The following is a 22,964-nucleotide window of genomic DNA, read 5'->3' as shown; positions in this document are numbered from 1 at the left end:
TTTAACAAATATAGGAAGCTTTTGTTTCCGGCAAAGGTTCGGATATTTTTTTTAACAGGGGAAATTTTTAGGGGGAGGGTGATGAATGGTGAATCGTCAATGGTCAATATTGAGTTAGTGTTGGTTTTGAGGATTATCTTTACTAAATGGAGCGAATTGCACGCATACTGGCTTTTCTGGAACAGAATCCAAAGGATAATTTTCTGCGGCATGCACTGGCATTAGAGTATATCAAGAAGGAAAAATTGGCCGAAGCCAGAGAACTGTTTGAAGCAGTATTAACCGATTCACCTGATTATGTGGGGTCTTATTATCACCTGGCCAAACTACTCGAACAACTGGGCGAAACTGAACAGGCCATTCAATGGTATGAAAAAGGCATAGAAGCCGCAAAAACAGCGGGAGACAACCATGCGCTCAATGAGTTAAGAGCAGCATATGATGATTTGATTTATTGATGTCAGATCGCAGATGTCAGATATTAAAATAAATCTGACATCTGCGATCTGACATCTGCCATTCTCCTAACTTCCTCTCGATCCACCCGTTTTAATGGGTTTCTTGGTTACACCTACGGCTTTGGCGCCGGGTTTGGCAATGAATTTTGAGGCCTGTGCCGCATTTTTAGCACCTCCGGGACCGGCTTTTCCGGCTTTCTTGTTATTGACAGGTAATCCCATATGATTCGTTTCTCCAAATATACTGAAATCTGAGGTGATCTTTGATTGGTTGATCTTTGATTTTTTGATGTGAGTATTCGAAATCAAAAATCAAAGATCAAAAAATCAAAAATATATTTTCTGTACTTTCCCGCACTAAATCGCTTGCCATGTCTGTTACAACAGCTTATGATTTTGCAAAATATAAAACCCCGACAGGAACGCAGTTAAACTGTAAAGGATGGATACAGGAAGCGGCATTGCGCATGTTGTTGAATAACCTCGATCCTGCAGTAGCAGAAAGACCGGAAGACCTGATCGTATATGGCGGAAGGGGAAAAGCGGCGCGTAATATTGAAAGCCTTGACCTGATCATCCAGTCACTCAAAAAACTGGAGAATGATGAAACATTGCTGATACAGAGTGGTAAACCGGTGGCTATACTGAAAACACATACCGATGCCCCGAGGGTTTTATTATCCAACTCTCAACTGGTTCCCAACTGGGCCAACTGGAAACATTTTACGGAACTGGAACAAAAGGGGTTGATGATGTATGGACAAATGACGGCAGGTTCCTGGATTTATATCGGATCACAGGGTATTGTACAGGGTACTTATGAAACTTTTGCTGCCGTAGCAGACAAACATTTTGGAGGCTCTCTGAAAGGAACATTAAGTGTAACTGCGGGTCTCGGTGGTATGGGTGGCGCTCAGCCATTGGCTATTACCATGTGTGATGGTGTGGCGCTTTGTGCAGAAGTAGAAGAATGGCGCATCGATAAAAGACTGGAAACAAAATACCTCGACCTCAAATTTACCCATATCGATGAAGCCATCGACAGGGCAGTATCCGCAAAACAAAAAGGGGAGCGGCTGAGTATAGGTGTAGTATGCAATGCTGTACAATTATTACAAAGGCTGATCGAAAGAAAGATCCAGGTGGATGTACTGACTGACCAGACTTCTGCTCATGATCCCTTGATTGGTTATATACCTCATACATTAGATAACAATGCCGCAACTGTATTGAGGGAAAAAGATCCGGATGCTTATATCGCACTGGCTTATGATAGTATGAAACTGCATGTGGAGCTGATGCTTGCTTTACAAAAAGCAGGAGCTATTACATTCGATTATGGCAACAATCTCCGTGCACGTGCACTCGAACATGGATTGAAGAATGCATTTGATTTTCCGGGCTTTGTTCCCGCATATATCCGCCCGTTGTTTTGTGAAGGGAAAGGTCCATTCAGGTGGGCGGCACTCAGCGGTGATCCGGCAGATATTGCGGTGACGGATGAATTGATCATACAGCTTTTCCCTGAGAATAAATCGATGCAACGCTGGATGAAAATGGCCAGAGAAAGAATTGCTTTCCAGGGTTTGCCTGCACGTATCTGCTGGCTCGGACAAGGTGAGCGTGAAAAAGCCGGACTGGCATTCAATGAACTGGTAAGAACAGGAAAAGTAAAAGCACCCATTGTGATTGGCCGCGATCACCTTGATACAGGATCTGTAGCATCTCCCAACCGCGAAACCGAAGCCATGTTAGATGGCAGTGATGCAGTGGCCGACTGGCCTGTCTTAAATGCGCTGGTGAATACGGCTGGCGGTGCCAGTTGGGTAAGTTTGCACCATGGTGGCGGCGTAGGCATGGGTTATAGCATTCATGCAGGCATGGTGATTGTTGCAGATGGGACCGATGAAGCAGCTAAACGTTTATCAAGGGTATTAAGAAATGATCCGGGTATGGGGGTAATCAGGCATGCGGATGCGGGATATGAAATAGCCCAACAAACATTATCAAAACATCACCTGGGATTATAACTCAACAGAACACAGATTTATCATGATTGTTATGATTCGTCATGATTGATCATAACAATCATGATAAATCCGTGTTCCATTCACTCGCTTTGATCAATCAAGACGCTTCATTAACAAGTCATCGATTTTCTTAAAGAGATGATAGGGCTTATAAGTACGCCATTCGGGAAGATCCATTAATTCAATATAATAATTGAGTTTTTTCTTTTTGAAATCGTACTGGGCTGCATCGCTCATATTCAATGCCACAGCCCATCCGTTCTCTTCGCTGAGTTCTTCATACCATTCCTGGTAATATTCTTTATCGCTGCTGTGGAAGTTCATTACATTTTCAGCGATGAGTATATATTTTGTAATGCCCTGTTTATAAAAAAGATCCATCACTTCACGCTTCAGTTCCATGATATCGTTTTCAATGGCATCATTCCATTCGCCAATGAGTTCGATCACTGTAAAATGTAGCTCATAGTCAACATAAATTACTTTCAGGTACAGCGTACGGCTGCCAAAATCATCCCACTGCGGATGTATGTAATAATTGTAAACCGTTTGTGAAAATTCAAACTCACTGTAGGAGCGTCCGAAAAAAGGTGAGCGCTGGTCTTCTTCCGAAATATAAATATGCCGCCAGTTATAAAAAGGTTCTATGTCGTGCATCACGGAGCAAATAAGAAATAAGGAATAAGAAATAAGGAATAAGAAAGTAGTGAAAACAGGGAAAATACAAGTTATAAAAACCCCTTCCCGATTCCTTATTTCTTATTCCTTATTCTTCTGTTTTCTCAGCCTGCGGCTTCAACGGCTTTTTTTACGCTGCCATGTTTCAGCAACAGGTCTTTGGCTACTTCGTATTCTGTTATCTTCAGTTTATCCATCACCATCTTCACGCCTCTGTCAACCAGTTTTACGTTGCTCAGTTGCATGTTTACCATTTTGTTGTCTTCCACACGCCCTAACTGTATCATCACAGAAGTAGAAATCATGTTCAATACCAGTTTCTGTGCGGTGCCACTTTTCATACGTGTGCTGCCTGTTACAAATTCAGGACCTACCACCACTTCAACGGGGAAGTCGGCTTCTCTTGAAACAGGTGTATTGGGATTGCAACTGATGCTTCCGGTAATGATGCCCTGTTTGCGGCATTCTTTTAGTGCGCTGATGACATAAGGTGTGGTACCACTTGCTGCCAGACCCACTACCACATCTTTATCACTCACAAAATGTCTTTGTAAATCAGCCCATCCCTGTTCCATACTGTCTTCCGCAAATTCAACCGCCTGTGTAATGGCTTTGTCGCCACCTGCAATAAGTCCAATTACCAATCCGTACGGAACACCGAAACTTGGCGGACATTCACTTGCATCCACAATACCGAGTCTGCCACTGGTTCCTGCACCAATATAAAACAAACGGCCGCCGGCCAGCATTTTATCGGCGATGGCGGCTACCAGTTTTTCAATCTGCGGAATGGCTTTTTCCACCGCATTGGGTACCATTTTATCTTCGTTATTGATATTAACCAGCAGCTCCTGTATAGACATTTTCTCAAGGTGCCTGTACGTTGAAGTTTGTTCCGTTACTTTAATAAACTCAGCCATAATGCTTTTTTAGCGGTGATATTCAATAAGTCCCTGCATGGGTGCTTTCAGTACCCGACCCAGTTCCAGTTCATACGTGTTGCAAAGGTCTTTTAATACATCTTTGAAACCAAATGCAATGCTGCCCACAAAATGAATGGGATGTGTCCAGCTTTCTCTGTATTTGTAGAGATGCGTAAAAAAGAAATCATTCAATCCGTCTTCAATAATATTCTCAATCATGTAATGGCCCCTGTTTTCTGCAAGAAAAATGGCATAGGATGCCAGGTATCGGTTGGCCAGTGGTTTTTTGTATACGTTTTCCAGTATTTCCATCGGCGTTACGAGGAATCTTTTTTCAAAACGAGCCCTTAACTCTTCATCGTAAGTATTGTAGAGATAGTATTGGATGACTTTTTTTCCAAGATAAGCTCCGCTGCCTTCATCACCGAGGATGTAACCGAGTCCCGGGCTGTTTTTTACCATTTTCCTGCCATTGTAAAAACAGGAATTAGCACCGGTGCCTAATATGCAGGCAACACCTTTGGTTTTTCCACAAAGTGCACGCGCTGCGGCCAAAAGATCGTTCTGTACTTCGGTTTTAGCTGCAGGGAATAATTTTTTGAGAACTGATTTTACGATGGTAACATTTTTAGGGTTAGCCAGCCCTGTTCCGTAAAAAAAAACTTCTTTTACCTGGAACTTTTTGAGTTTGGGCATCAACTCCTTTTCCAGGAGCTCTGTAATTTGAGGGCCAGTAAGAAAATAGGGGCTAATACCCTGTGTGATAATGGTTTTGGCTTTTTTGCCGTTGTCGAGCACACACCATTCACATTTCGTGGCACCACTATCAGCGATTAATCTTACAGGCATAAAATCTTTTTGAAACCGAAAAAATACAAGAAGTCACGAAGTACGAAAATTTTAATGAGAAATCAACCCATTTTATCGAATCATTGTATTACTAATGCCTGTTAGCCACTCATCCTTAACAAAAAAAGAACTTCATTACGAAATACAGATATTTGCAACATGGGAAATAACAAGTTAAAGGTATGGTTACCTATTCTTTTTGCTTTGGTGATGGTTTTGGGTATGCTGATCGGCTACCAGTTGAGAGATAAATCGCAGGGCGGCCGTTTTCTCAGCCTGAATAACAGAAGTGCCTTACAGGAGCTGGTTGAACTGATCAGGACCAAGTATGTTGATCCTGTAAAAACAGACAGCATAACACAGGCAGTGGCGGATGAATTGTTATCGAAGTTAGATCCGCATTCAGTCTATATCCCCGCAAAAGATCTGGAAGAAGTGAATGAAGAACTGATGGGTAATTTCCAGGGTATTGGTGTGGAGTTCCAGTTATTCAGCGATACAGTACATGTGATTACGGTAATGAAGGGCGGACCTTCTGAAAAAGCAGGCATACAGGTAGGTGACAGGTTTATAAAAGTAGACGACAGCATTATGATTGCCGGTGTAAAAATAAAACCGGATAGGGTAAGATCGGTTTTGCGTGGACCAGCCGATTCAAAAGTACAGGTAACACTGCTGCGCGGAAATGCAGAGAAAAAAATAACGATTCAGCGCGGAACCATCCCTGTTCCTACGGTTGACGTTTCTTACATGATAGAACCGGGTAAAGGATTTATCCGTATCAATCGTTTTGGAGAGCCTACTTATGAAGAATTTATGCAGCAGTTGGAAAAACTGCAGGCACAGGGTATGAAGGAACTGATCCTTGATTTACGTGGCAATGGTGGCGGACTTTTGAAAGAAGCTACCGATATAGCGGATGAATTCTTAGATGGAGATAAACTGATTGTATACACCGAAGGAGAGCATGTTCCGAAAATGGAATACCGTTGTAAACGTGATGGCTTATTCGAAAAAGGAAAACTGGTTGTATTGGTTGATGAAACATCAGCTTCTGCAAGTGAAGTATTGAGCGGCGCCTTACAGGACTGGGACAGGGCCACTATTATTGGCAGACGTTCTTTTGGTAAAGGCTTGGTTCAGCAGCAGTTTCAGTTATCTGATGGGAGTGCTGTAAGACTCACTATTGCGAGGTATTTTACGCCATTGGGCAGAAATATTCAAAAACCTTATAGCAACGGTAAAGCTAAGTATGAGGAAGAATTGGTGAGTCGCTGGCACAATGGAGAACTCGTAAAAGCTGACACCGTTAAGCCTGCAGGAAAATCGTATAAAACGCCGGGTGGAAGAACCGTATTTGGCGGCGGGGGTATTACGCCTGATGTGTTTGTGGCATATGATACCACGAAACTTGATACTGCCTTAACAGCCATGTATTATAAGAATACCATGAACAATTTTGTGTATCGTTTATATCTCCGGGAGCAACAAAAATTCAGCAGCTTTAAAACACCTGATGCATTGTATAAAGGCTTTATACCTGGTGAAGTTGAGTGGCAGCAACTGGTTGCTTTTGCCACAAAAGACAGCATCCGTTTAGCGGGGGCATCTTTAAAAGATAAAAATTATTTATTGCATCATGTACAACTCATGATGGCGCGTCAGCTCTGGCGTACAGCCGGTTATTATGAAGTGCAGAATAAAACCGATAAAACGGTATTGAAGGCTTTGGAAATGCTGAAGTAAAGCCGCCTGCAAAAAAACCCAGATAACATTGTTTTATTATTGATAAAGATCCCGTCATGAAGTTGAAATATGTATTGGTATGGATGGTTTTGTTGTTGAGTAGTAGATCTATGTATGCGCAGCCTAAAAATACATCGCATGCTTCGCAGACATGGCTGGCTTATTTTAACCAGACCAGGTTAACCAATAAATGGGGGCTTTGGGGCGATTTTCAATTACGTACCAGGGAAGACCTTGTAAGCGATCTTTCAACAGGTATTGCAAGGGTGGGGCTTACGTATTTTGTGGACGATAATGTAAGGCTAACGCTGGGTTATGGGTTTATCAATAATTATCCGGCGAACGACAATATTACGGTTTCACAACCTGAACACCGCCCATGGCAGCAGGTGCAGTGGTTTACAAAGAATAAAAGAACCAGGCTGATACAATATATACGTTTGGAGGAAAGGTACAGAAAACGTTACCTGAGTAATACAGCACTTGCCGATAGTTATTCTTTTAATTTTAGAATGCGGTATAATATTTTGTACCAGATTCCGCTGCATCCGGCGGGGCTGGTGCCTAAAAAACTGTCGGCATTGATCAATGATGAAATACATATCAACTTCGGGAAACAGATTGTGAATAATTATTTCGACCAGAACCGTTTTTTCCTGGGGCTGAATTATGCTTTTGATGCCAATAATAACCTGCAGTTTGGCTACCTGAATACCTTTATCCAGACGGCGGCGGGCAACCAGTACCGGAATATCAATGCCCTCAGGGTGGCTTATCTGCAAAACCTTGATTTGCGAAAGGGTAAATAAGCCTCAAAATAAGCCAAAACATCTGTTCAGCTTGAATTTCCGTATTTTCGGGTATTGAATTCACTCATGTCCAATACCCATAAAAAAGTAGGCTGCATATGTAAAGTCAACATTCAGAGAAGCTTTTTTAGAAAAGCTTTGGCTGTTTGTGTTTTTATTATGCTGATTTTATCTACTGTTGATGTAAAAGGACAGTGCACTGAAATAACGGCAGCAACTTATGTAGTTGATTTTTCTGCTTCAAAAGATACTTCATGGTCTGTCTCCTCTAAAAGAACCGAAAAGGGATGTGTTGATGGGAATGCAGGTAATACTTGTGTAAAATTCATTATCAAGTTAAATGCAGGGTCGGATTTGGTAAATTTCACAACCGATCAGGTTACAAGTGCCAGTTTTTACTCTGTTAATTGCGGTCAGACCTATTCTATTAATACACCAGCTTGTATTACAGGTGGAACAACCATATGTATTACCTTTTGTAAACCAGGAAACAATACAGAGTTATATACCGTTACCGCTTCCAGCATTATAAAAGCTTCAGGTGATCTAATATTAAGGCAGAATTGTTCCGGGACAATGAGTGTTAGTGGAGTAACAGCCGGCTCTGTTCAATGGAAATCGGTTTTCCCTAATGGCGAAGGCACTTATAATAATTATCTGAGTGCAACAACAGGAGCTACAACTGTTACAGTAACCCCAACAGTAGGTGCTCCTTCATATATTGATTATGAAGTAAGCGGTACAGGTGCCTGTGCAGGTACCAAAAGAGACACAGTTAGGGTGTATACTGTTTCACCGATGACTGTGAACATTAATCCTGCCACACCTGCTTTGTGTAACGGTGCCAGTGTTACATTGAATGCAACGGTAAGTGGTGGTAATCCACCTTATGTGTATGCATGGAACACGGGTTCTTCGGCTACTAATATTAATGTGTCTGCCATTGGGAATTATTCAGTGAGTGTTTCAGATAATACGGTTGGTTGTCCAAATGAAACGGCAAATGTTACTGTTATTGCTGCTGCTACACCTTCGGCACCTACAGTACCGCCAGTAACTGTTTGTTCCGGTTCACCCGCAACAATAACGGTGTCGTCGCCAACAGGTACGCACGAATGGTTTACGGTAGCTTCAGGCGGAACAGCCATTGCCACAGGAAATAATTATACAACGGGCGCATTGATAAGTAATGCCACTTATTATGTACAAACAACAGTTAATGGTTGTACCAGCACGCGAACGGCGGTAACAGTTACAGTAAATTCAATACCGGTTGCGCCAACAGCTTCCGGTGTAAGTATCTGTGCAGGTGGAACTGCCTCATTAACGGCATCAGGTTCATCAGGGTCTTATCAATGGTATACTGCACCCTCAGGCGGCACATTGCTTTCTCCGTCAGCCAATTTTGTCAGTCCGGCATTAAATGCCAATACAACCTATTATGTGCAGGCCATGAATGGAACCTGTGCAGGGCCCAGAACAGCGGTAACAGTTACCGTTAATCCAATACCGGCTAATCCAACTATAGCAGGGGCATCTATCTGTAGTGGAAATAGTACCACGCTTACTGCTACAGCACCCGGAGGTACATATGTTTGGTGGAACGCACCTACACTGGGTACAAGTATTGGCTCTGGTATTGCGTACAATACCGGCCCATTGACATCTACCACCACCTATTATGTAGAAACGACCGTGAATGGTTGCACAAGTGCAGGTAGAACTGCGGTTACGGTAACAGTAAATCCTACACCTGCAGCGCCTGTTGTAAGCGGTGCCAGTATTTGCGGGGGTAACACTGCTTCATTATCTGTGAGTTCAACAGGTGATACTTATCGATGGTATAATGCAGCGAGTGGCGGAGACCTTTTAACAACTGGTTCCTCATATACGACTCCGGTATTAAATGCAACAACCAGTTATTTTGTTGCTGCTACTTCTGCTGCCGGATGTACAAGTACAAGAACAACAGCGACCGTAAATGTAACTGCAATTCAAAATCCGGCCTTTGTATATTCAGCAGGTACTTATTGTACTTCGGGTGGAATTAATCCAATTCCATCAAGACCAGGTGGAAATACAGGTACATTTACTTCATCGCCTGCTGGTTTGTCTTTTGTTGATGTATCAACTGGTGAAATAGATGTGGCTGCAAGTGCGGAGGGATTATATACCATCACATTTACGACTGGAGGTTCCTGTATTTATTCCAGTAGTGTAAACATTCGAATTATTACAGGAAATGCTGATGCTACATTTTCTTATAACGGACCATTTTGTGTTTTTCAATCGAATCCTTTGCCTGTTTTTACTCCATTATCAAGTGGCGGTACGTTTAGTTCTAGCGCTGGACTGATTTTCAAGAACAGTAATTCAGGTGAAATTGATTTAGCCACAAGTTTGCCGGGTACATATACAGTGACTAATGAAATCGATGCTACAGGTGGATGTGCGGGTAATACAAAAACCACTGTAGTTGAAATCAAACAAAACACCACAGCCAGCGCAGGTGTTAACCTAGCCACCTGCGATGGACAACCGTTGACAATTAACGGTTCTGTAGGAGGCTCAGCTACAAACGGTTCATGGTCAATCATAAGCGGAACAGGAACATTTGCAAATGCAAGCCAGTTATCTACCAGTTTTACGCCAACAGCAGGTCAGTCTTCAGTGACCTTACAGTTAACTTCAAATAACCCGGTAGCACCTTGTGCTGTTGCAACAGATATCATGGTTGTCAACATCAATCCTGCGCCTGTTGCACCAACTGTAAATGCGGTTACGGTTTGTGCTGGAAATACCGCCACATTAATTGCATCTGCACCTGGTGGAACCTACAATTGGTATGCAGCTTCAGCTGGGGGAAGTTCATTGCAAACGGGTCCCACTTATACTACAGGGAATTTATCATCATCGGCAACCTATTATGTAGCTGCTACTTCTGTTGATAATTGTACTGGTCCGCGTGCGGCTGTCGTAGTAACAGTAAACCCTCTTCCATCTGTCAACAGTCCTGCCACAGGATCTGTGTGCTCAGGTGTTGCGCAGAATTATAGTTTCAGCTCTACCATCTCCGGTAGCAGTTTTGTTTGGAGCAGGGCCGCAGTTACCAATATTACCAATGCGGTTGTATCGGGACAAGCTGGTACATCCATCACAGAAACCTTGCAAAGTATTGTTACCAGTCCGGTAGATGTAGTATACCAGATTGTACCCACAGCCAATGGTTGTACAGGTGCACCCTTTAATTATACCGTTACGGTAAAGCCCATTCCTGCCACACCCACAGCATCAACAGCCGGACCGGTATGTGAAGGAGCCACCATACAGTTATCTACTCCATTTGTATCAAACGCATCTTATAACTGGTCGGGCCCCGGATTTAGTTCTGCTTTACGTGAACCGCAGATCCTCAATGCCAGCTCAGCAAAAGGCGGCACTTACACGGTAAGTATAACGGTAGATGGTTGCGTGAGTGCAGGCGGAACCGTTTCACAAGCTATTAAGTCAACACCTGCAGCACCTGTTGTATCTAACTCATCACCTGTTTGTGTGGGAGAAAATATTCAATTGAGCACACCGATTGTTTTAGGTGCCAGTTATCAATGGACGGGACCCAATGGTTTTTCCAGTTCATCACAACAGCCGGTGATTAATAATGCAGATTTTGTGCATGCCGGCAATTATTCGCTGGCTGTTTCTGTTGATGGTTGTACAGGACCAAGTGCTGCAACGGCGGTGATAGTAAACCCCTTGCCGCAAACAGTCGCGGTAAGCAGTACAGGTCCGGTTTGTATAACGGAACAATTAAGGATTACGGCAGATGCCGTTCCGGCAGCTACCTATTATTGGACAGGGCCCAATGGCTTTGTATCTACTGACCGGGAATTTATCATTCCTTCTCTCACTAATGCAAATACGGGTACTTACCAGGTGGTTGTTTCTGTAGCGGGTTGTCCGAGTCTGGCCAATTCTGTAGATGCGTCATTAAAACCTACACCCAGTGCACCGAATATAGATCCTGTAACACCTGTTTGCGAAAACGGCACATTAATTCTGAACGCAGCACTGGTATCGGGTGCTACTTATAACTGGTCGGGTCCCCTGGGTTTTACCAGTAATACACAAAGTCCGGCCATAACATCTGTCACAACAGCCATGGCGGGAAATTATGCTGTCAATATTGTAGTGGATGGTTGCCGAAGTGTAAACAATAATGTGAATGTGGTAGTCAATCCATTGCCGGCAGCACCAGTGCTGAGTAGTGGTGGAGCCGTTTGTGTGGGGAATACTTTACAGTTAAATGCGGCAACCGTAACAGGTGCAAGTTATAACTGGACAGGACCGAATGGATTCGTATCATCAGTCCAGAATCCTTCCATACCCAATGCATCGTTGACGCAGTCGGGGGTATATACTGCATCGATTCGGGTGAATGGTTGTACAGGGCCTTCAAGTACTGTTACAGCCATCGTAAATCCGTTACCCGGTTCTGTAAATATTAACAGCAGTGGTGCAGTTTGTCAGGGAAGGCCATTGCAATTAACCGCCGATAGTGTAACTGCAGGTGTATATAGCTGGTCGGGCCCCAATGGGTTTACGGCAAATACAAGGAGTATTGCTTTTGCATCTATGAATAACCTTACTGCAGGTGTTTATCAGGTGGCAGTAGCAGTTGCAGGATGTCCGGGTACTGCTAATACAATCAACACCGTGCTTAAACCAACACCATCGGCACCTGTCATCAACACGGTTTCTCCGGTTTGTGAGAATGGTTCTTTACTGCTTAGGTTGAATGCGGTAGCAGGTGCTACTTATAGTTGGACGGGGCCTTTAGGTTTTGCCAGCAATACACAGAATCCGTTTTTTGATTCGGTCAAGTTGAACCAATCAGGTATCTATACTGCAAATGTTACAGTTGATGGATGTGTAAGTAATAACAGTTCGGTCAATATAGCCGTGCTGCCGGAACCCGCAGCACCTTCCATAGGAAGTAATAGTCCGGTCTGTGTGAATGACCAGTTGAGATTTACATCCAATAATGTAAACGGAGCAACCTATCGCTGGATGGGTGTAAATGGATTTGTTTCTTCCCAGCAAAACCCGTTGATCAATGCAGTGAGCAGGGCCGATACAGGCAGGTATGGTATGGCTGTAACGGTGAACGGTTGTGTGAGTGATACTGCTTATGTACAGGTAGCAGTTGACCAACCTGCTCAGGTAAATGCAGGCACAAACCAGGTTGTTTGTGCAAATAATGCACAGGTGAACCTGACAGGTATGGTAAGTGGGGGTACAACAACCGGTGTATGGTCAACCAATGGTTCTGGTCGTTTTGGGACAAGAACGATCAGTCTGAACAATACTTATTTGCCTGGCAGTCAGGATACGGCTGCGGGTTCGGTACAGCTTACCCTCACTTCAACCAACAATGGAGCATGCAGGGCAGTAGTTGCTTCCATACTTGTACAAATAACAGATGCGCCGGTAGTGGATGTGGGCAATAACCAGGTGATCTGTGCCAACGATTCACTGCTTACCATCAATGCTCAATTCAGGAATGCCAGTGGTATCCAATGGTCCACAACGGGTTCAGGGTTGTTTCAGTCGGCAAATGCAATAAGTACAAATTACGTGCTTTCAAACAGAGATCAGTCATCCAATAGTTTCAGGATTATGGCCACCAGTACGGGTAACGGTTCCTGTTTAGCTGTAACAGATGAGCTGGTGGTGAATCTGGCACCGGTTCCGATTGTAAATGCAGGAAAGGATGCATTGGTGTTTGAAAATATGCCTCTAACCTTAAACCCCACCATTACGGGAACAATTCAGTCTTTTCAATGGACACCTGCCAATTTCCTGAATAATCCTTTACTGCGTAATCCGGTATTTCGTGGTAATGCCGACCAGTCAATTACATTGCGTGTGGAGAGTAGCAATGGTTGTGTGGCCACAGATGAAATATTTATTACGGTACTAAAACCATTCCCGATTCCCAATGTGTTTTCTCCGAATGGAGATGGAATACATGACAGATGGGTAATACCGGAACTGGATAAATATCCGGATGCTGAAGTAAGCGTATTTGACAGAACCGGTAAACGTGTATTTTTCACCAGTGGATATAAAACACCATGGGATGGCAGGTACGATGGTAAACCGTTGCCACTAGCTACTTATTATTATATCATCATACCCAAACTGATTCCAGGGGTATTCTCCGGACCAGTTACTATTTTGAAATAAAAAAGGAAGGCAGGAAATATCGAATATCGAACTTCGAAATTGGATATTGGATATTCAATATTCTTCTGTTCCTGCTACCTGATCATTACCAAAGTGCCTGCCTGTTGTTTTTCCTGGCCGGTTGGCGTTTTGTAGGTGATCTTGTAAACATAGGTTCCTGCAGGCTGTGGCTTGCCAGCAAAAGAACCGTCCCACCCTTTGGTAGATATAGGTGTTTCAAAAACCAGCATGCCCCACCGGTTCCATATTTGCATACGATAACCCGGTAATGGTACAGGTACCAGTGGTGTAAATACATCATTTTTACCATCGCCATTGGGTGTAAATGCATTGGGTATCATGATCTCAACACAAAATGTAGTTGAGATAGTAATCTGGTCGGTTCCATAACAACCATTCCTGTCGCGTACTTCCAGGGTATGGGTGCCCTGCTGGGAAAGACTGTGCGGGTTTTGTGTACTGCCATCGCTCCACCGATAACTGGTATAATGAGGAAGATCAATGATGAGTGCACCGGTACTGCAAATGACAGTGTCATTGGGCAGGAACTGGTAAGGTGTATCAATCAGGAAAAGATGGGTAACAACAACCGAATCGCAACCCAGGTAGGTTTTTAAAGAATCGGTGTAAATACCTCTTGTGCTGCGCCATGCGCCTTCAAGCATGATGGAATCACCCCGACAGATGGCCAGATTCCTGCTCATGAATTTTACCGGGTTCACTGTTAGGTTCAATATGCGAACACTATCACAACTATTGGCCCCGGTAAATACATCTGTATAAGTTCCTGAAGTAGCATATCCCATATAATTATCATTGCCACAAATGGTCATATTGATGATCGTAGCAGGAGGCTGATATTGATAAGTGCTGATATTATTGGATGAATCTTTTTCCGAGAAAGACCTGTTAGACGGAAGTATTTTGATATTATTTCCATTGTCGTTCACAGAAGCATAAATAATACCTGTGCCAATATGTTTGATGGCAAGTGTAAATGTTTGCGATTGTGAAAAGATGGTGTCAGAAAGCATAAAAACAGGCCCAAGTATAACAGCTGTATCAGTAACAGGGTTTCCCTTGTAAAAAGTGACCTGCAGGTTTTTGGGGAGTACACCCTTTTTGTAACTGTTGTTAATCGTAAAATTTACTGACAGGCTGTCTTTCGACAAGCAGTTTGCATTATTGACGATAATGGTATAATCATTTACCGGTGGCACTTTAATATTTACAAATGTTGTATCAAAACACTGAAACTGGCTTCTTACAGCCAGCCTTTTGGTTCTGGTAGAATCAGCGATAAAAAGAGGAGAGGGGCAGGTAGTACAGCTTAGTTGTTTGGCATCACTCCATGTATAAGTAGATGTAATGCTTGGGTCGGGGAATGTACCGCCATTAATGCGTAAAGTATCTCCAGGTTCCAATGTAGTATCAGATGGTGAAACTACAGCCCTGAAACGTATATTATTTACCAGCAACACATTGTTTGTATAGTTTAATTCTTTTAAAATGGTATTGGGCAAACTTATGGGTAATGCTGTTCCTGTATCGCCTACTACTGCATAAAGACTATCAATCTTGCGATAGCCGATATCAATGATGTGCGTATAGTATACACCGCAACAACGCCCTTGTATTCCATCGGGTAAGATAAATGTGGTATCAATTTTTTTAGCACCGGGTAATGTTGGATTTCTGTCGTAAAAACTTACGGGTGTTTTGGGTGGAATAGGTTTATAGCCACTGTTACAAACAATCAGCTCCAATCGTACTTTGGTCTCCTGGAAACAGTTAGCCCTCGCCACATACAAATAGGCTTCAGATGTTGGATCAAAAACAGTTACACTAAAAATATTGCTGGTATCGGAGCAGCTCCCGTTGGTAGCAATAAGCCTGGTATAATGTTGTACCGGTTCCTGAAATACATAGTGAAGATTGGTATTGGTGGATACATCCTGTTCCACTGTATTGATATCATTCCGCATGAGCCACCTGTAACTGGTAGCATTTAAAGACTGGTTGGTAAACAAAACACTGTCGAGTAATACATTGGCTTTTGATGCAATTGTTTTTTTATCGGGGTAAAAACGGGCAATGACGCCACATCCAACAATTACTTCATCGCGGTAAGAACTAAAGCAGGTACCTCCATTACTAGCTCGTAATGTTACAATAAATTTCCCCTGGTTACTGAACGTGTAACTAAGATCAGTACTTGTAGCCACCAGTGAGTCGTTCACAAACCATTGATAGGTAGTAGTGCCTGAGGAGGTATTGGTAAAATTAACAATGTCTCCGGCTTTCGGTACGGAAATGTTCCGGCTAAAACCGGCGAGTATATTATCGGTGCAGGGTTGACTGCATTTGTTTTCGAGTAAACCTGTTCTCTGTGTGTTGATGGCCGCCCGCATTCGAAGTGCCTGACCGAAAGTAAACTGATTGGCACATGCGCCATTTCCATAATCCATAAAATTGAGGGAAAAATCTGCAGTATCTCTTGGAAAGAATCCATTCGAATAATTGGAAAGTGTATCTGTTGTGCAGGAATTCATACCCATCGGATTGATGCAGGCCTGGGTATAACTGGGGAAAGCATCCGGTGGTGTATCGCAGACCCTGTCGCCATCGGTTTCACAATTATTATTGGTGCAATACCCTTCAAATGTATGATACAGGCCCAGGTAATGCCCCATTTCATGTGCAAACAAAGTACCGAAACCTGAAATCACAATACCGTCTGACGGTCCACCACCGGGAGGTAGTGTAGCATAGCCACCTGCATTTAAGCGTGTCCATGTATTACAGGAAAAATCTGCGCTTATCTCACCAATAATATTATTCACCAGCCATACATTGATATATCGTTTAGGATCCCACTGTGCCAGTCGTTTTAAACGATCGTCTTCTGTGTACATATTCAAGTTGTCGCCATAAGTAGAAGTAACTCGGTTGATGCCGTTTGTAATACCTCCATCTGGTGCTTTTTGTGCCAGACAGAAACGTATTTTGGTGTCAACACCCAAGCTGCCCGCATAAGCACCAGCTTTGCCAAAAGCATTATTCAGATCGTTGATGGCATTTATAATAGTGGCATTACTAATGCTGTTGGGATTTTGGTTAATGATATGAAATACAACCGGGAGGATAATGGTGGTGTCTATGGTATTTGATTTCTTGATTTGGATATCGTAATTCATCTTCATTTCCTGCACCCGGAAAGTACTGGAGGATCGCTGTACAGACATCAGTTGATCGAAACTGCAGAGAATGGGTGAAGGTGGGTTGCCCGGATTAAAAGGTTGATTGGGCTTAACAGGAATAGTTTGTTGTGCATATAAATGCATGGAGCAACAAATAGAAATACATACAAAAAGGATACGTATTAACCGGTGGTACTTCATTAAAATTCCGTTAGATTAGATATGATTTAAAACTAAGATACGGGATGATGAGAAACTGTGGCTTGGGGGATATTATTTTCGTCATTTGCCAAAGGGCATTACAACTATTTTATTGTTTGTATATTAGAATAAGGTTCACCTGGAAATAATTGCTTTTGAAAAACAGATTATTTGATCATTATGCTATTGAAATAACCGGCCGACAGGTGAAAGCCTGCATACTGCTGTATGTTATTATAATGATCGCCATTGCTTTTATTGCGAAAGGCACAGGCGATGAAGGTGATAGTATCCAGCATTATTTATTTGCCAAACAGGCATGGCAATACAAACAGCATTTTTTTGATCATTGGGCTAAACCTGTATATGTACTCATTGCCTTCCCTTTCGCACAATTCGGCTTGATAGGAGTAAAGTTGATGAATATATTGCTGAATGCGGGAACTGTCTGGTATACTTACAAGCTGTCAGACTGTTTGCAGATGAAACGCCCCTGGATACCGGCTGTACTACTTATTTCTATGCCCATGTTTAATCATTTAAGTCTGAGTGGGTTAACAGAGCCGATGAGTGCTTGTATGCTCGTGTTTGGACTTTATCTGATGTGCAGGGAAAAATGGATGAGTGCCTGCATGCTGCTATCATTTCTTCCATTTGTTCGCTCCGAAGGTCTGTTGATGCTGGGAACAGTATTTCTATATATGCTGATCAGGTCGCAATACAAATACCTTCCATTGCTTTTATCGGGTCATTTTATATATGGTATTGCAGGCTCTTTTTACCACGATAGTGTTTTCTGGGTGGTTAATAAATTAAGTTATGCTACCTGGTCGAGTGCCTATGGCAGTGGAGAATGGCTTCATTTTGTAAAGAACCTGCCCGAAATTACGGGTACCTGCCTGACTTTGTTTTTATCATTGGGTATTTTATATGGATTTGTGTTGCTTGTCCGGTATTTCCGGAAACAGTCGGAAAAGAAGGAGGAACCTGAACTTTTTCTACTGTATGGAAGCTGTATTGTTTTCTTTCTTGCACATAGTGCATTCTGGGCGCTGGGCATTTTTAACAGCGGGGGGATTTTAAGGGTAATGATCACGATCATGCCATTGATGGCCATTATTTGTTATCGGGGTATATCATATGGAGTAGCATTTATTGAAAAGGAAAGTGTAAAACAGTATTTGGTTGCTGTACTGGTAACCATCATATTTCTTTATCCGTTCAGCGGACATATTTTTGCCTATCGTTGGCAACGGGATTTTCAACCCAAAGCAGACCAATATGCACAACAGGAGATGGGTAGATGGGTACAAAAAAATTACCCCGACTATCAGCGCAATAATTTTTATTATGAAGCGGTGTATATCAGTGAAGTGTTGGATATTGACTGGTTCAACAGGCATAATAGAAAAAGGCTGTTGGATGCATTTGTTAAAAATGAATTTCAGCCAGGCGATTTTATTATTTGGGATGACTGGTTTGCTGTGGTGGAAGGACATGTATCATTAAAATCGCTCGAAACCGATGCCCGTCTTGAAAAACTGGCTGAATTTAAAAAACTGAATTATTGGGGAGGAGAGCGCTCAACGGTGGTATTCAGGTGGAAATGAGCAGTTCCAGACAGATGTAATGAATTGAATGTGAGTAAATCGTATAAAAAAGAGGCATAAAAATTTGGCTGGTTTTTTATTTCACCTATTTTTGCACTCCCAAAACAAGGAATAAGTAATATAACTTGTTGAATTAAAGGGAAGATTCCGTAGCTCAGTTGGTAGAGCAATACACTTTTAATGTATGGGTCCTGGGTTCGAGTCCCAGCGGGATCACACTAAAAAGGTTACTGTAATCAGTAGCCTTTTTTTATGGCCATTCTTTTCTAGCGACCCTCATTCTTGTATTTTTGTTTCTTAATCAATATGCTATGTCTCAATTCCTCAACAAAGTCGTTGTCGTAACCGGAGGGTCCGACGGTATCGGTAAAGCATTGGTAGAAACATTTTTACAACAGGGAGCCAAAGTAGCCACTTGTGGAAGGAATTATGACAAATTATACCAGTTACAGTCAACACATACAGGTCAGCCCTTACTCATTCATACAGCCGATGTGAGTAAAGAACAGGATTGCAGACAATTTATTGACCAGGTCATCAAATCATTTGGTACCATCGATATACTGATCAACAATGCCGGCGTATCCATGCGGGCATTGGTAGAGGATGTAGAGCTTGATACCATCCGTAAAGTGATGGACATTAATTTCTGGGGAACCGTATGCTGTACCAAATTCGCACTTCCGTATATCATCAAAAATAAAGGAACGATTGTAGGTGTATCATCTATTGCAGGCTATCGCGGATTACCCGGGAGAAGTGGTTATTCTGCTTCCAAATTTGCCGTCCATGGCTGGCTTGAAGCCCTGCGTACCGAATTGCTCGAATCTGGCGTGAATGTTATGTGGGTATGTCCCGGGTTCACCAGTTCCAATATCAGAAATGCAGCTTTGAACAAAGCCGGACAATCGCAGGGAGAGTCACCCATGGATGAGGGTAAAATGATGAGCGCTGAGGAATGTGCGCAACACATTATAAAGGCCATCGTAAAAAGAAAACGTACCATCGTCCTCACTTTTACAGGGAAAGAAACCGTGTTACTCAATCGTTTCTTCCCCTCACTGGCCGATAAACTCGTACGGAAGTTTTTCTTCAAAAACGGATCGCTGGTGAAATAAGAACGCCATCCTTACGTTAATTAGGCGGCATGCCCATTGTAACGTTGACAACTGATATAGGCCAGCGCGATTTTCTTGTTGGCGCTATCAAGGGACAGTTCCTGCAACTCGACCCTACTGTCAACATATGCGATATCACGCATTACCTCCCCCAAACGAATTTTCCGCAGGCATCTTATATCTGTGCCAATGCATTCAAACATTATCCTTCCGGTACTTTTCACATCGTAATTGCTAACCTTTACGAAACACCCATCAAATATTTACTGATGGCTAAATACCAGCAGCAATACATTGTTTGTGCCGACAATGGATTACTTACCATGATTACCGGCGAAAAGCCAAAAGAAATGGTAACCATTGCTTTAAGTAATGTTCATAATCTGCTGCAAATCACATCTGCTATTGCTGTAGCGGTGAATACCGTGTCCAAAACAGGTCAGCTAAGCAGTGTTGGCAAACCCATTGAAGCCATCGACGAAAAATATCCACTCCGACCCACTGTTGGTCCGGATTGGATTGAAGGGCAGATATTGTTTATTGATCAGTTCGAAAATGTGGTGATTAATATAACAGAAACAGAATTTAATGAACACAGAAAGGACAGGGGTTTCAAAATTGTATTCAAGCGAAATGAAGTTATTGAAACCATCAGTAAGAGTTATGCATCTGTTCCTGAAACAGAGAAACTAGCCTGGTTTAACTCGGCCGGATACCTTGAGATTGCCCTCCGGAATGGCAATATGGCCGGTCTTTTTGGTCTGCAGGGTTTTAATGAAGAACTCCAGAAAGCCCCATCTGTAGATACCAGTTGGTTTTACCAGACAGTGAGGGTATTTTTTGAGGGGTGAAGTAGCTATAAGCCATTAGCTATTAGCCTTTAGCCAATTTGGTTCCCCCGTAAATTTGCAGTTTAATTTTTAAAAGCTAATGGCTAGTTGCTAACGGCTTTCTTTCAACCCTTAGCTATTAGGTGGTATTCTCTACTCACTGCTGAGTACTCACTCCCCATTTCCCTATTTACAATTGACCATTCACCATTCACATTTTTCAGTATTTTCGCATCCGCAACGGCGCAAGCCGGTATTCTTCTAATCATCAATATTTTTTATGGCATACGACTTAATCGTAATTGGCAGTGGTCCGGGTGGTTATCCGGCAGCTATTCGTGCTTCACAGCTTGGCTTTAAAGTGGCAATCATTGAAAAAGAAAGTCTGGGTGGTGTTTGTCTGAACTGGGGTTGTATTCCCACAAAGGCTTTATTAAAAAGTGCCCAGGTATATGAATATGTAAAACATAGTGCCAAATATGGCATCAATGCCAGCGGAACACATGATTTTGGTGGTGTCATCAAATTCAGCCGCGGAGCTGCTGAAAAAATGAACAAAGGTGTTCAGTTCCTCATGAAAAAGAACAAGATCGATGTAGTCATGGGGTATGGTAAAGTACAGTCAAAAGGAAAAGTAGAAGTAACTGCTGCTGACGGAAGCAAACAGGTACTGGAAGCAAAATACATTGTCATCGCCACTGGTGGCCGCAGCCGTGAATTGCCTAACCTGAAACAGGATGGTAAAAAAGTAATCGGTTACCGTGAAGCCATGGTATTACCTGAGCAGCCCAAAAGCATGATCATCGTAGGTAGCGGTGCCATAGGTGTTGAATTTGCTTATGTGTACAACAGCATGGGTACCAAAGTAACCATCGTAGAATTCATGCCACGTATTGTTCCGGTAGAAGATGAAGACATTTCAAAAGAACTGGAAAAGAATTACAAAAAACAGGGTATTGAAATTATGACCAATGCTTCTGTTGAATCGCTTGATACAAGTGGCACCGGCGTAAAAGCACAGGTAAAAAAACAGGATGGATCAATCGTTACCCTGGAAGCAGAAGTGGTATTAAGTGCTGTTGGGGTAGTAGCGAATATTGAAAACATTGGACTGGAAGAAAATGGTATCAAAACCGAGAAAGGAAAGATTGTGGTAGATAAATACCAGCAGACCTCCGTTCCGGGTATTTATGCCATCGGAGACTGTTCTCCCGGACAGGCACTGGCACACGTAGCGTCAAAAGAAGGTATTAATGCGGCCGAACATATGGCTTACCTGGAAAAGAAACACCATCATTTACCGGAAGCCATCGATTATAACAATATTCCGGGTTGTACGTATTGTACACCTGAAATTTCAAGTGTGGGTTACACAGAGAAAGCAGCAAAAGAAGCGGGTTATGAAATCAAAGTAGGTAAACTGCCATTTGTTGCCAGTGGTAAAGCAACTGCGGTAGGAGCAACCGAAGGTTTTGTAAAAGTAATCTACGATGCGAAATACGGGGAGTTCCTGGGTTGTCACATGATCGGTTACAATGTAACTGAAATGATTGCCGAAGCAGTAGTAGCCCGTAAACTGGAAACTACAGCACATGAAATCCTCAATGCCGTTCACCCACACCCCACCATGAGCGAAGCGCTGAAAGAAGCTACTGCAGCGGCTTATGGAGAAGCGATCGATATCTAGGAAATGTCGGATGTCTGATGGCAGATGTCTGATTTGAATGAATACATATAAAAAATGCCGGACTTTGTTCCGGCATTTTTAATATCGGCCCTCCTTTTCCTTGCCCGGGATTTAAATCCCGGGCAAGGAAAAGGAGGGCCGAAGCGGATTTGATCAGTTACCTGGCTTTTTAGCCGAGCCGATCAGGTTTACATCCACCAGTTCAAGCGATTTTACCATGTCTTTTACGCTGTCTTTGTATTTTTTGAAATGAGGGGTAAGGATATGTTTATGGTAGGCAGTAGTGTCGGCATAAATTTCAAGGATGGTAATATTTGCCGGATCCTTTTTATCTGCAACAGCATAATACGTTAATACACCCGGCTCAAGCGCAATGGCTGCTTTCATTTGTGTAAGCAACGCTTTATTGTATTCATTTAATTGTGCAGGATCAACTTTAATCTTAGCCAGTCTTACCATCTGTTCATTTTTTTGCGCAAACAAAGTATGGGAGAGGAATAACATAAAAGCTGCTGATAATACAATACGTAGTGCCGATCTTTTTATCTGGAACTGATATTGGAGTTGATCTTTTTGCAT

The 22,964-nt window shown here is 42.7% G+C and carries 15 protein-coding genes and 1 tRNA gene; 10 read left to right on the top strand and 6 right to left on the bottom strand.

Features of this window, described 5'->3' with window-relative positions:
• The first annotated feature begins 146 nt into the window (after nucleotides 1-146).
• A complete protein-coding gene (locus ACH3Z1_RS14020) occupies nucleotides 147-458 on the top strand; it encodes a tetratricopeptide repeat protein (RefSeq protein WP_490822620.1) in 312 nt (103 codons plus the stop codon).
• 66 nt (nucleotides 459-524) lie between these two features.
• Here the strand turns inward: ACH3Z1_RS14020 and ACH3Z1_RS14015 are convergent, their stop codons facing one another.
• Nucleotides 525-680, bottom strand: a complete 156-nt coding sequence (locus ACH3Z1_RS14015; protein ID WP_490822619.1) for a hypothetical protein — start codon at nucleotides 678-680, stop codon at nucleotides 525-527.
• A gap of 149 nt (nucleotides 681-829) precedes the next feature.
• Here ACH3Z1_RS14015 and hutU point away from each other — a divergent pair, with 149 nt between their 5' ends.
• The gene (hutU, locus tag ACH3Z1_RS14010; RefSeq protein WP_490822618.1) at nucleotides 830-2,488 is read left to right on the top strand and encodes a urocanate hydratase; all 1,659 of its coding nucleotides are present in this window, start codon (nucleotides 830-832) and stop codon (nucleotides 2,486-2,488) included.
• Nucleotides 2,489-2,581: 93 nt separating this feature from the next.
• On the opposite strand, the gene ACH3Z1_RS14005 is transcribed toward hutU, so the two are convergent.
• The 3 genes from ACH3Z1_RS14005 to ACH3Z1_RS13995 form a co-directional block, all read right to left on the bottom strand.
• Complete coding sequence (locus ACH3Z1_RS14005) at nucleotides 2,582-3,145, bottom strand: hypothetical protein (protein ID WP_490822617.1); 564 nt, start codon at nucleotides 3,143-3,145, stop codon at nucleotides 2,582-2,584.
• Between the two features lie 125 nt (nucleotides 3,146-3,270).
• Entirely contained in the window at nucleotides 3,271-4,086 is an 816-nt protein-coding gene (murQ, locus tag ACH3Z1_RS14000) for an N-acetylmuramic acid 6-phosphate etherase (protein ID WP_490822616.1), read from the bottom strand.
• Nucleotides 4,087-4,095: 9 nt separating this feature from the next.
• Nucleotides 4,096-4,938: an N-acetylglucosamine kinase gene (locus ACH3Z1_RS13995; RefSeq protein WP_490822615.1), complete on the bottom strand. Its 843-nt coding sequence runs from the start codon at nucleotides 4,936-4,938 to the stop codon at nucleotides 4,096-4,098.
• Nucleotides 4,939-5,097: 159 nt separating this feature from the next.
• Here ACH3Z1_RS13995 and ACH3Z1_RS13990 point away from each other — a divergent pair, with 159 nt between their 5' ends.
• The 3 genes from ACH3Z1_RS13990 to ACH3Z1_RS13980 all read left to right on the top strand — a co-directional run bounded on the left by ACH3Z1_RS13990 (nucleotide 5,098) and on the right by ACH3Z1_RS13980 (nucleotide 13,739).
• Nucleotides 5,098-6,684: a S41 family peptidase gene (locus ACH3Z1_RS13990; protein WP_490822614.1), complete on the top strand. Its 1,587-nt coding sequence runs from the start codon at nucleotides 5,098-5,100 to the stop codon at nucleotides 6,682-6,684.
• Nucleotides 6,685-6,740: 56 nt separating this feature from the next.
• Nucleotides 6,741-7,493, top strand: a complete 753-nt coding sequence (locus ACH3Z1_RS13985; RefSeq protein WP_490822613.1) for a DUF2490 domain-containing protein — start codon at nucleotides 6,741-6,743, stop codon at nucleotides 7,491-7,493.
• Nucleotides 7,494-7,652: 159 nt separating this feature from the next.
• Nucleotides 7,653-13,739: an Ig-like domain-containing protein gene (locus tag ACH3Z1_RS13980; protein WP_490822612.1), complete on the top strand. Its 6,087-nt coding sequence runs from the start codon at nucleotides 7,653-7,655 to the stop codon at nucleotides 13,737-13,739.
• A gap of 74 nt (nucleotides 13,740-13,813) precedes the next feature.
• Here ACH3Z1_RS13980 and ACH3Z1_RS13975 read toward each other — a convergent pair whose 3' ends face one another.
• The gene (locus ACH3Z1_RS13975) at nucleotides 13,814-17,083 is read right to left on the bottom strand and encodes a T9SS type B sorting domain-containing protein (protein WP_490822611.1); all 3,270 of its coding nucleotides are present in this window, start codon (nucleotides 17,081-17,083) and stop codon (nucleotides 13,814-13,816) included.
• Between the two features lie 212 nt (nucleotides 17,084-17,295).
• On the opposite strand from ACH3Z1_RS13975, the gene ACH3Z1_RS13970 reads away from it, so the two are divergent.
• The 5 genes from ACH3Z1_RS13970 to lpdA all read left to right on the top strand — a co-directional run bounded on the left by ACH3Z1_RS13970 (nucleotide 17,296) and on the right by lpdA (nucleotide 22,385).
• Nucleotides 17,296-18,750 carry a hypothetical protein gene (locus tag ACH3Z1_RS13970; protein WP_490822610.1) on the top strand — a complete coding sequence of 485 codons (1,455 nt, stop codon included), beginning with the start codon at nucleotides 17,296-17,298 and terminating at the stop codon, nucleotides 18,748-18,750.
• 143 nt (nucleotides 18,751-18,893) lie between these two features.
• Nucleotides 18,894-18,966: transfer RNA gene (locus tag ACH3Z1_RS13965), tRNA-Lys, on the top strand.
• 95 nt (nucleotides 18,967-19,061) lie between these two features.
• On the top strand, nucleotides 19,062-19,868 hold the full coding sequence (locus ACH3Z1_RS13960) for an SDR family oxidoreductase (protein WP_490822609.1): 807 nt from the start codon (nucleotides 19,062-19,064) through the stop codon (nucleotides 19,866-19,868).
• A gap of 29 nt (nucleotides 19,869-19,897) precedes the next feature.
• Nucleotides 19,898-20,719, top strand: coding sequence for an SAM hydrolase/SAM-dependent halogenase family protein (locus ACH3Z1_RS13955; RefSeq protein WP_490822608.1), 822 nt, complete (start codon nucleotides 19,898-19,900; stop codon nucleotides 20,717-20,719).
• 259 nt (nucleotides 20,720-20,978) lie between these two features.
• Nucleotides 20,979-22,385, top strand: a complete 1,407-nt coding sequence (lpdA, locus tag ACH3Z1_RS13950) for a dihydrolipoyl dehydrogenase (RefSeq protein ID WP_490822607.1) — start codon at nucleotides 20,979-20,981, stop codon at nucleotides 22,383-22,385.
• A gap of 153 nt (nucleotides 22,386-22,538) precedes the next feature.
• Here lpdA and ACH3Z1_RS13945 read toward each other — a convergent pair whose 3' ends face one another.
• The gene (locus tag ACH3Z1_RS13945; RefSeq protein ID WP_490822606.1) at nucleotides 22,539-22,964 is read right to left on the bottom strand and encodes a putative quinol monooxygenase; all 426 of its coding nucleotides are present in this window, start codon (nucleotides 22,962-22,964) and stop codon (nucleotides 22,539-22,541) included.

This window comes from Sediminibacterium sp. FW305-C-49, assembly GCF_058231085.1.
The sequence above is the reverse complement of the archived record's forward strand: the minus strand, read 5'-3'. Positions and strand labels throughout refer to the sequence as shown.

Excerpts from the sequence above, each read along its gene's own strand:
- ACH3Z1_RS14020 (WP_490822620.1), top strand. The coding sequence starts at position 147 with ATGGAGCGAATTGCACGCATACTGGCTTTTCTGGAACAGAATCCAAAG.
- ACH3Z1_RS14015 (WP_490822619.1), bottom strand. The coding sequence starts at position 680 with ATGGGATTACCTGTCAATAACAAGAAAGCCGGAAAAGCCGGTCCCGGA.
- hutU (WP_490822618.1), top strand. The coding sequence starts at position 830 with ATGTCTGTTACAACAGCTTATGATTTTGCAAAATATAAAACCCCGACA.
- ACH3Z1_RS14005 (WP_490822617.1), bottom strand. The coding sequence starts at position 3,145 with ATGCACGACATAGAACCTTTTTATAACTGGCGGCATATTTATATTTCG.
- murQ (WP_490822616.1), bottom strand. The coding sequence starts at position 4,086 with ATGGCTGAGTTTATTAAAGTAACGGAACAAACTTCAACGTACAGGCAC.
- ACH3Z1_RS13995 (WP_490822615.1), bottom strand. The coding sequence starts at position 4,938 with ATGCCTGTAAGATTAATCGCTGATAGTGGTGCCACGAAATGTGAATGG.
- ACH3Z1_RS13990 (WP_490822614.1), top strand. The coding sequence starts at position 5,098 with ATGGGAAATAACAAGTTAAAGGTATGGTTACCTATTCTTTTTGCTTTG.
- ACH3Z1_RS13985 (WP_490822613.1), top strand. The coding sequence starts at position 6,741 with ATGAAGTTGAAATATGTATTGGTATGGATGGTTTTGTTGTTGAGTAGT.
- ACH3Z1_RS13980 (WP_490822612.1), top strand. The coding sequence starts at position 7,653 with ATGCTGATTTTATCTACTGTTGATGTAAAAGGACAGTGCACTGAAATA.
- ACH3Z1_RS13975 (WP_490822611.1), bottom strand. The coding sequence starts at position 17,083 with ATGCATTTATATGCACAACAAACTATTCCTGTTAAGCCCAATCAACCT.
- ACH3Z1_RS13960 (WP_490822609.1), top strand. The coding sequence starts at position 19,062 with ATGTCTCAATTCCTCAACAAAGTCGTTGTCGTAACCGGAGGGTCCGAC.
- ACH3Z1_RS13955 (WP_490822608.1), top strand. The coding sequence starts at position 19,898 with ATGCCCATTGTAACGTTGACAACTGATATAGGCCAGCGCGATTTTCTT.
- lpdA (WP_490822607.1), top strand. The coding sequence starts at position 20,979 with ATGGCATACGACTTAATCGTAATTGGCAGTGGTCCGGGTGGTTATCCG.
- ACH3Z1_RS13945 (WP_490822606.1), bottom strand. The coding sequence starts at position 22,964 with ATGCAAAAAGATCAACTCCAATATCAGTTCCAGATAAAAAGATCGGCA.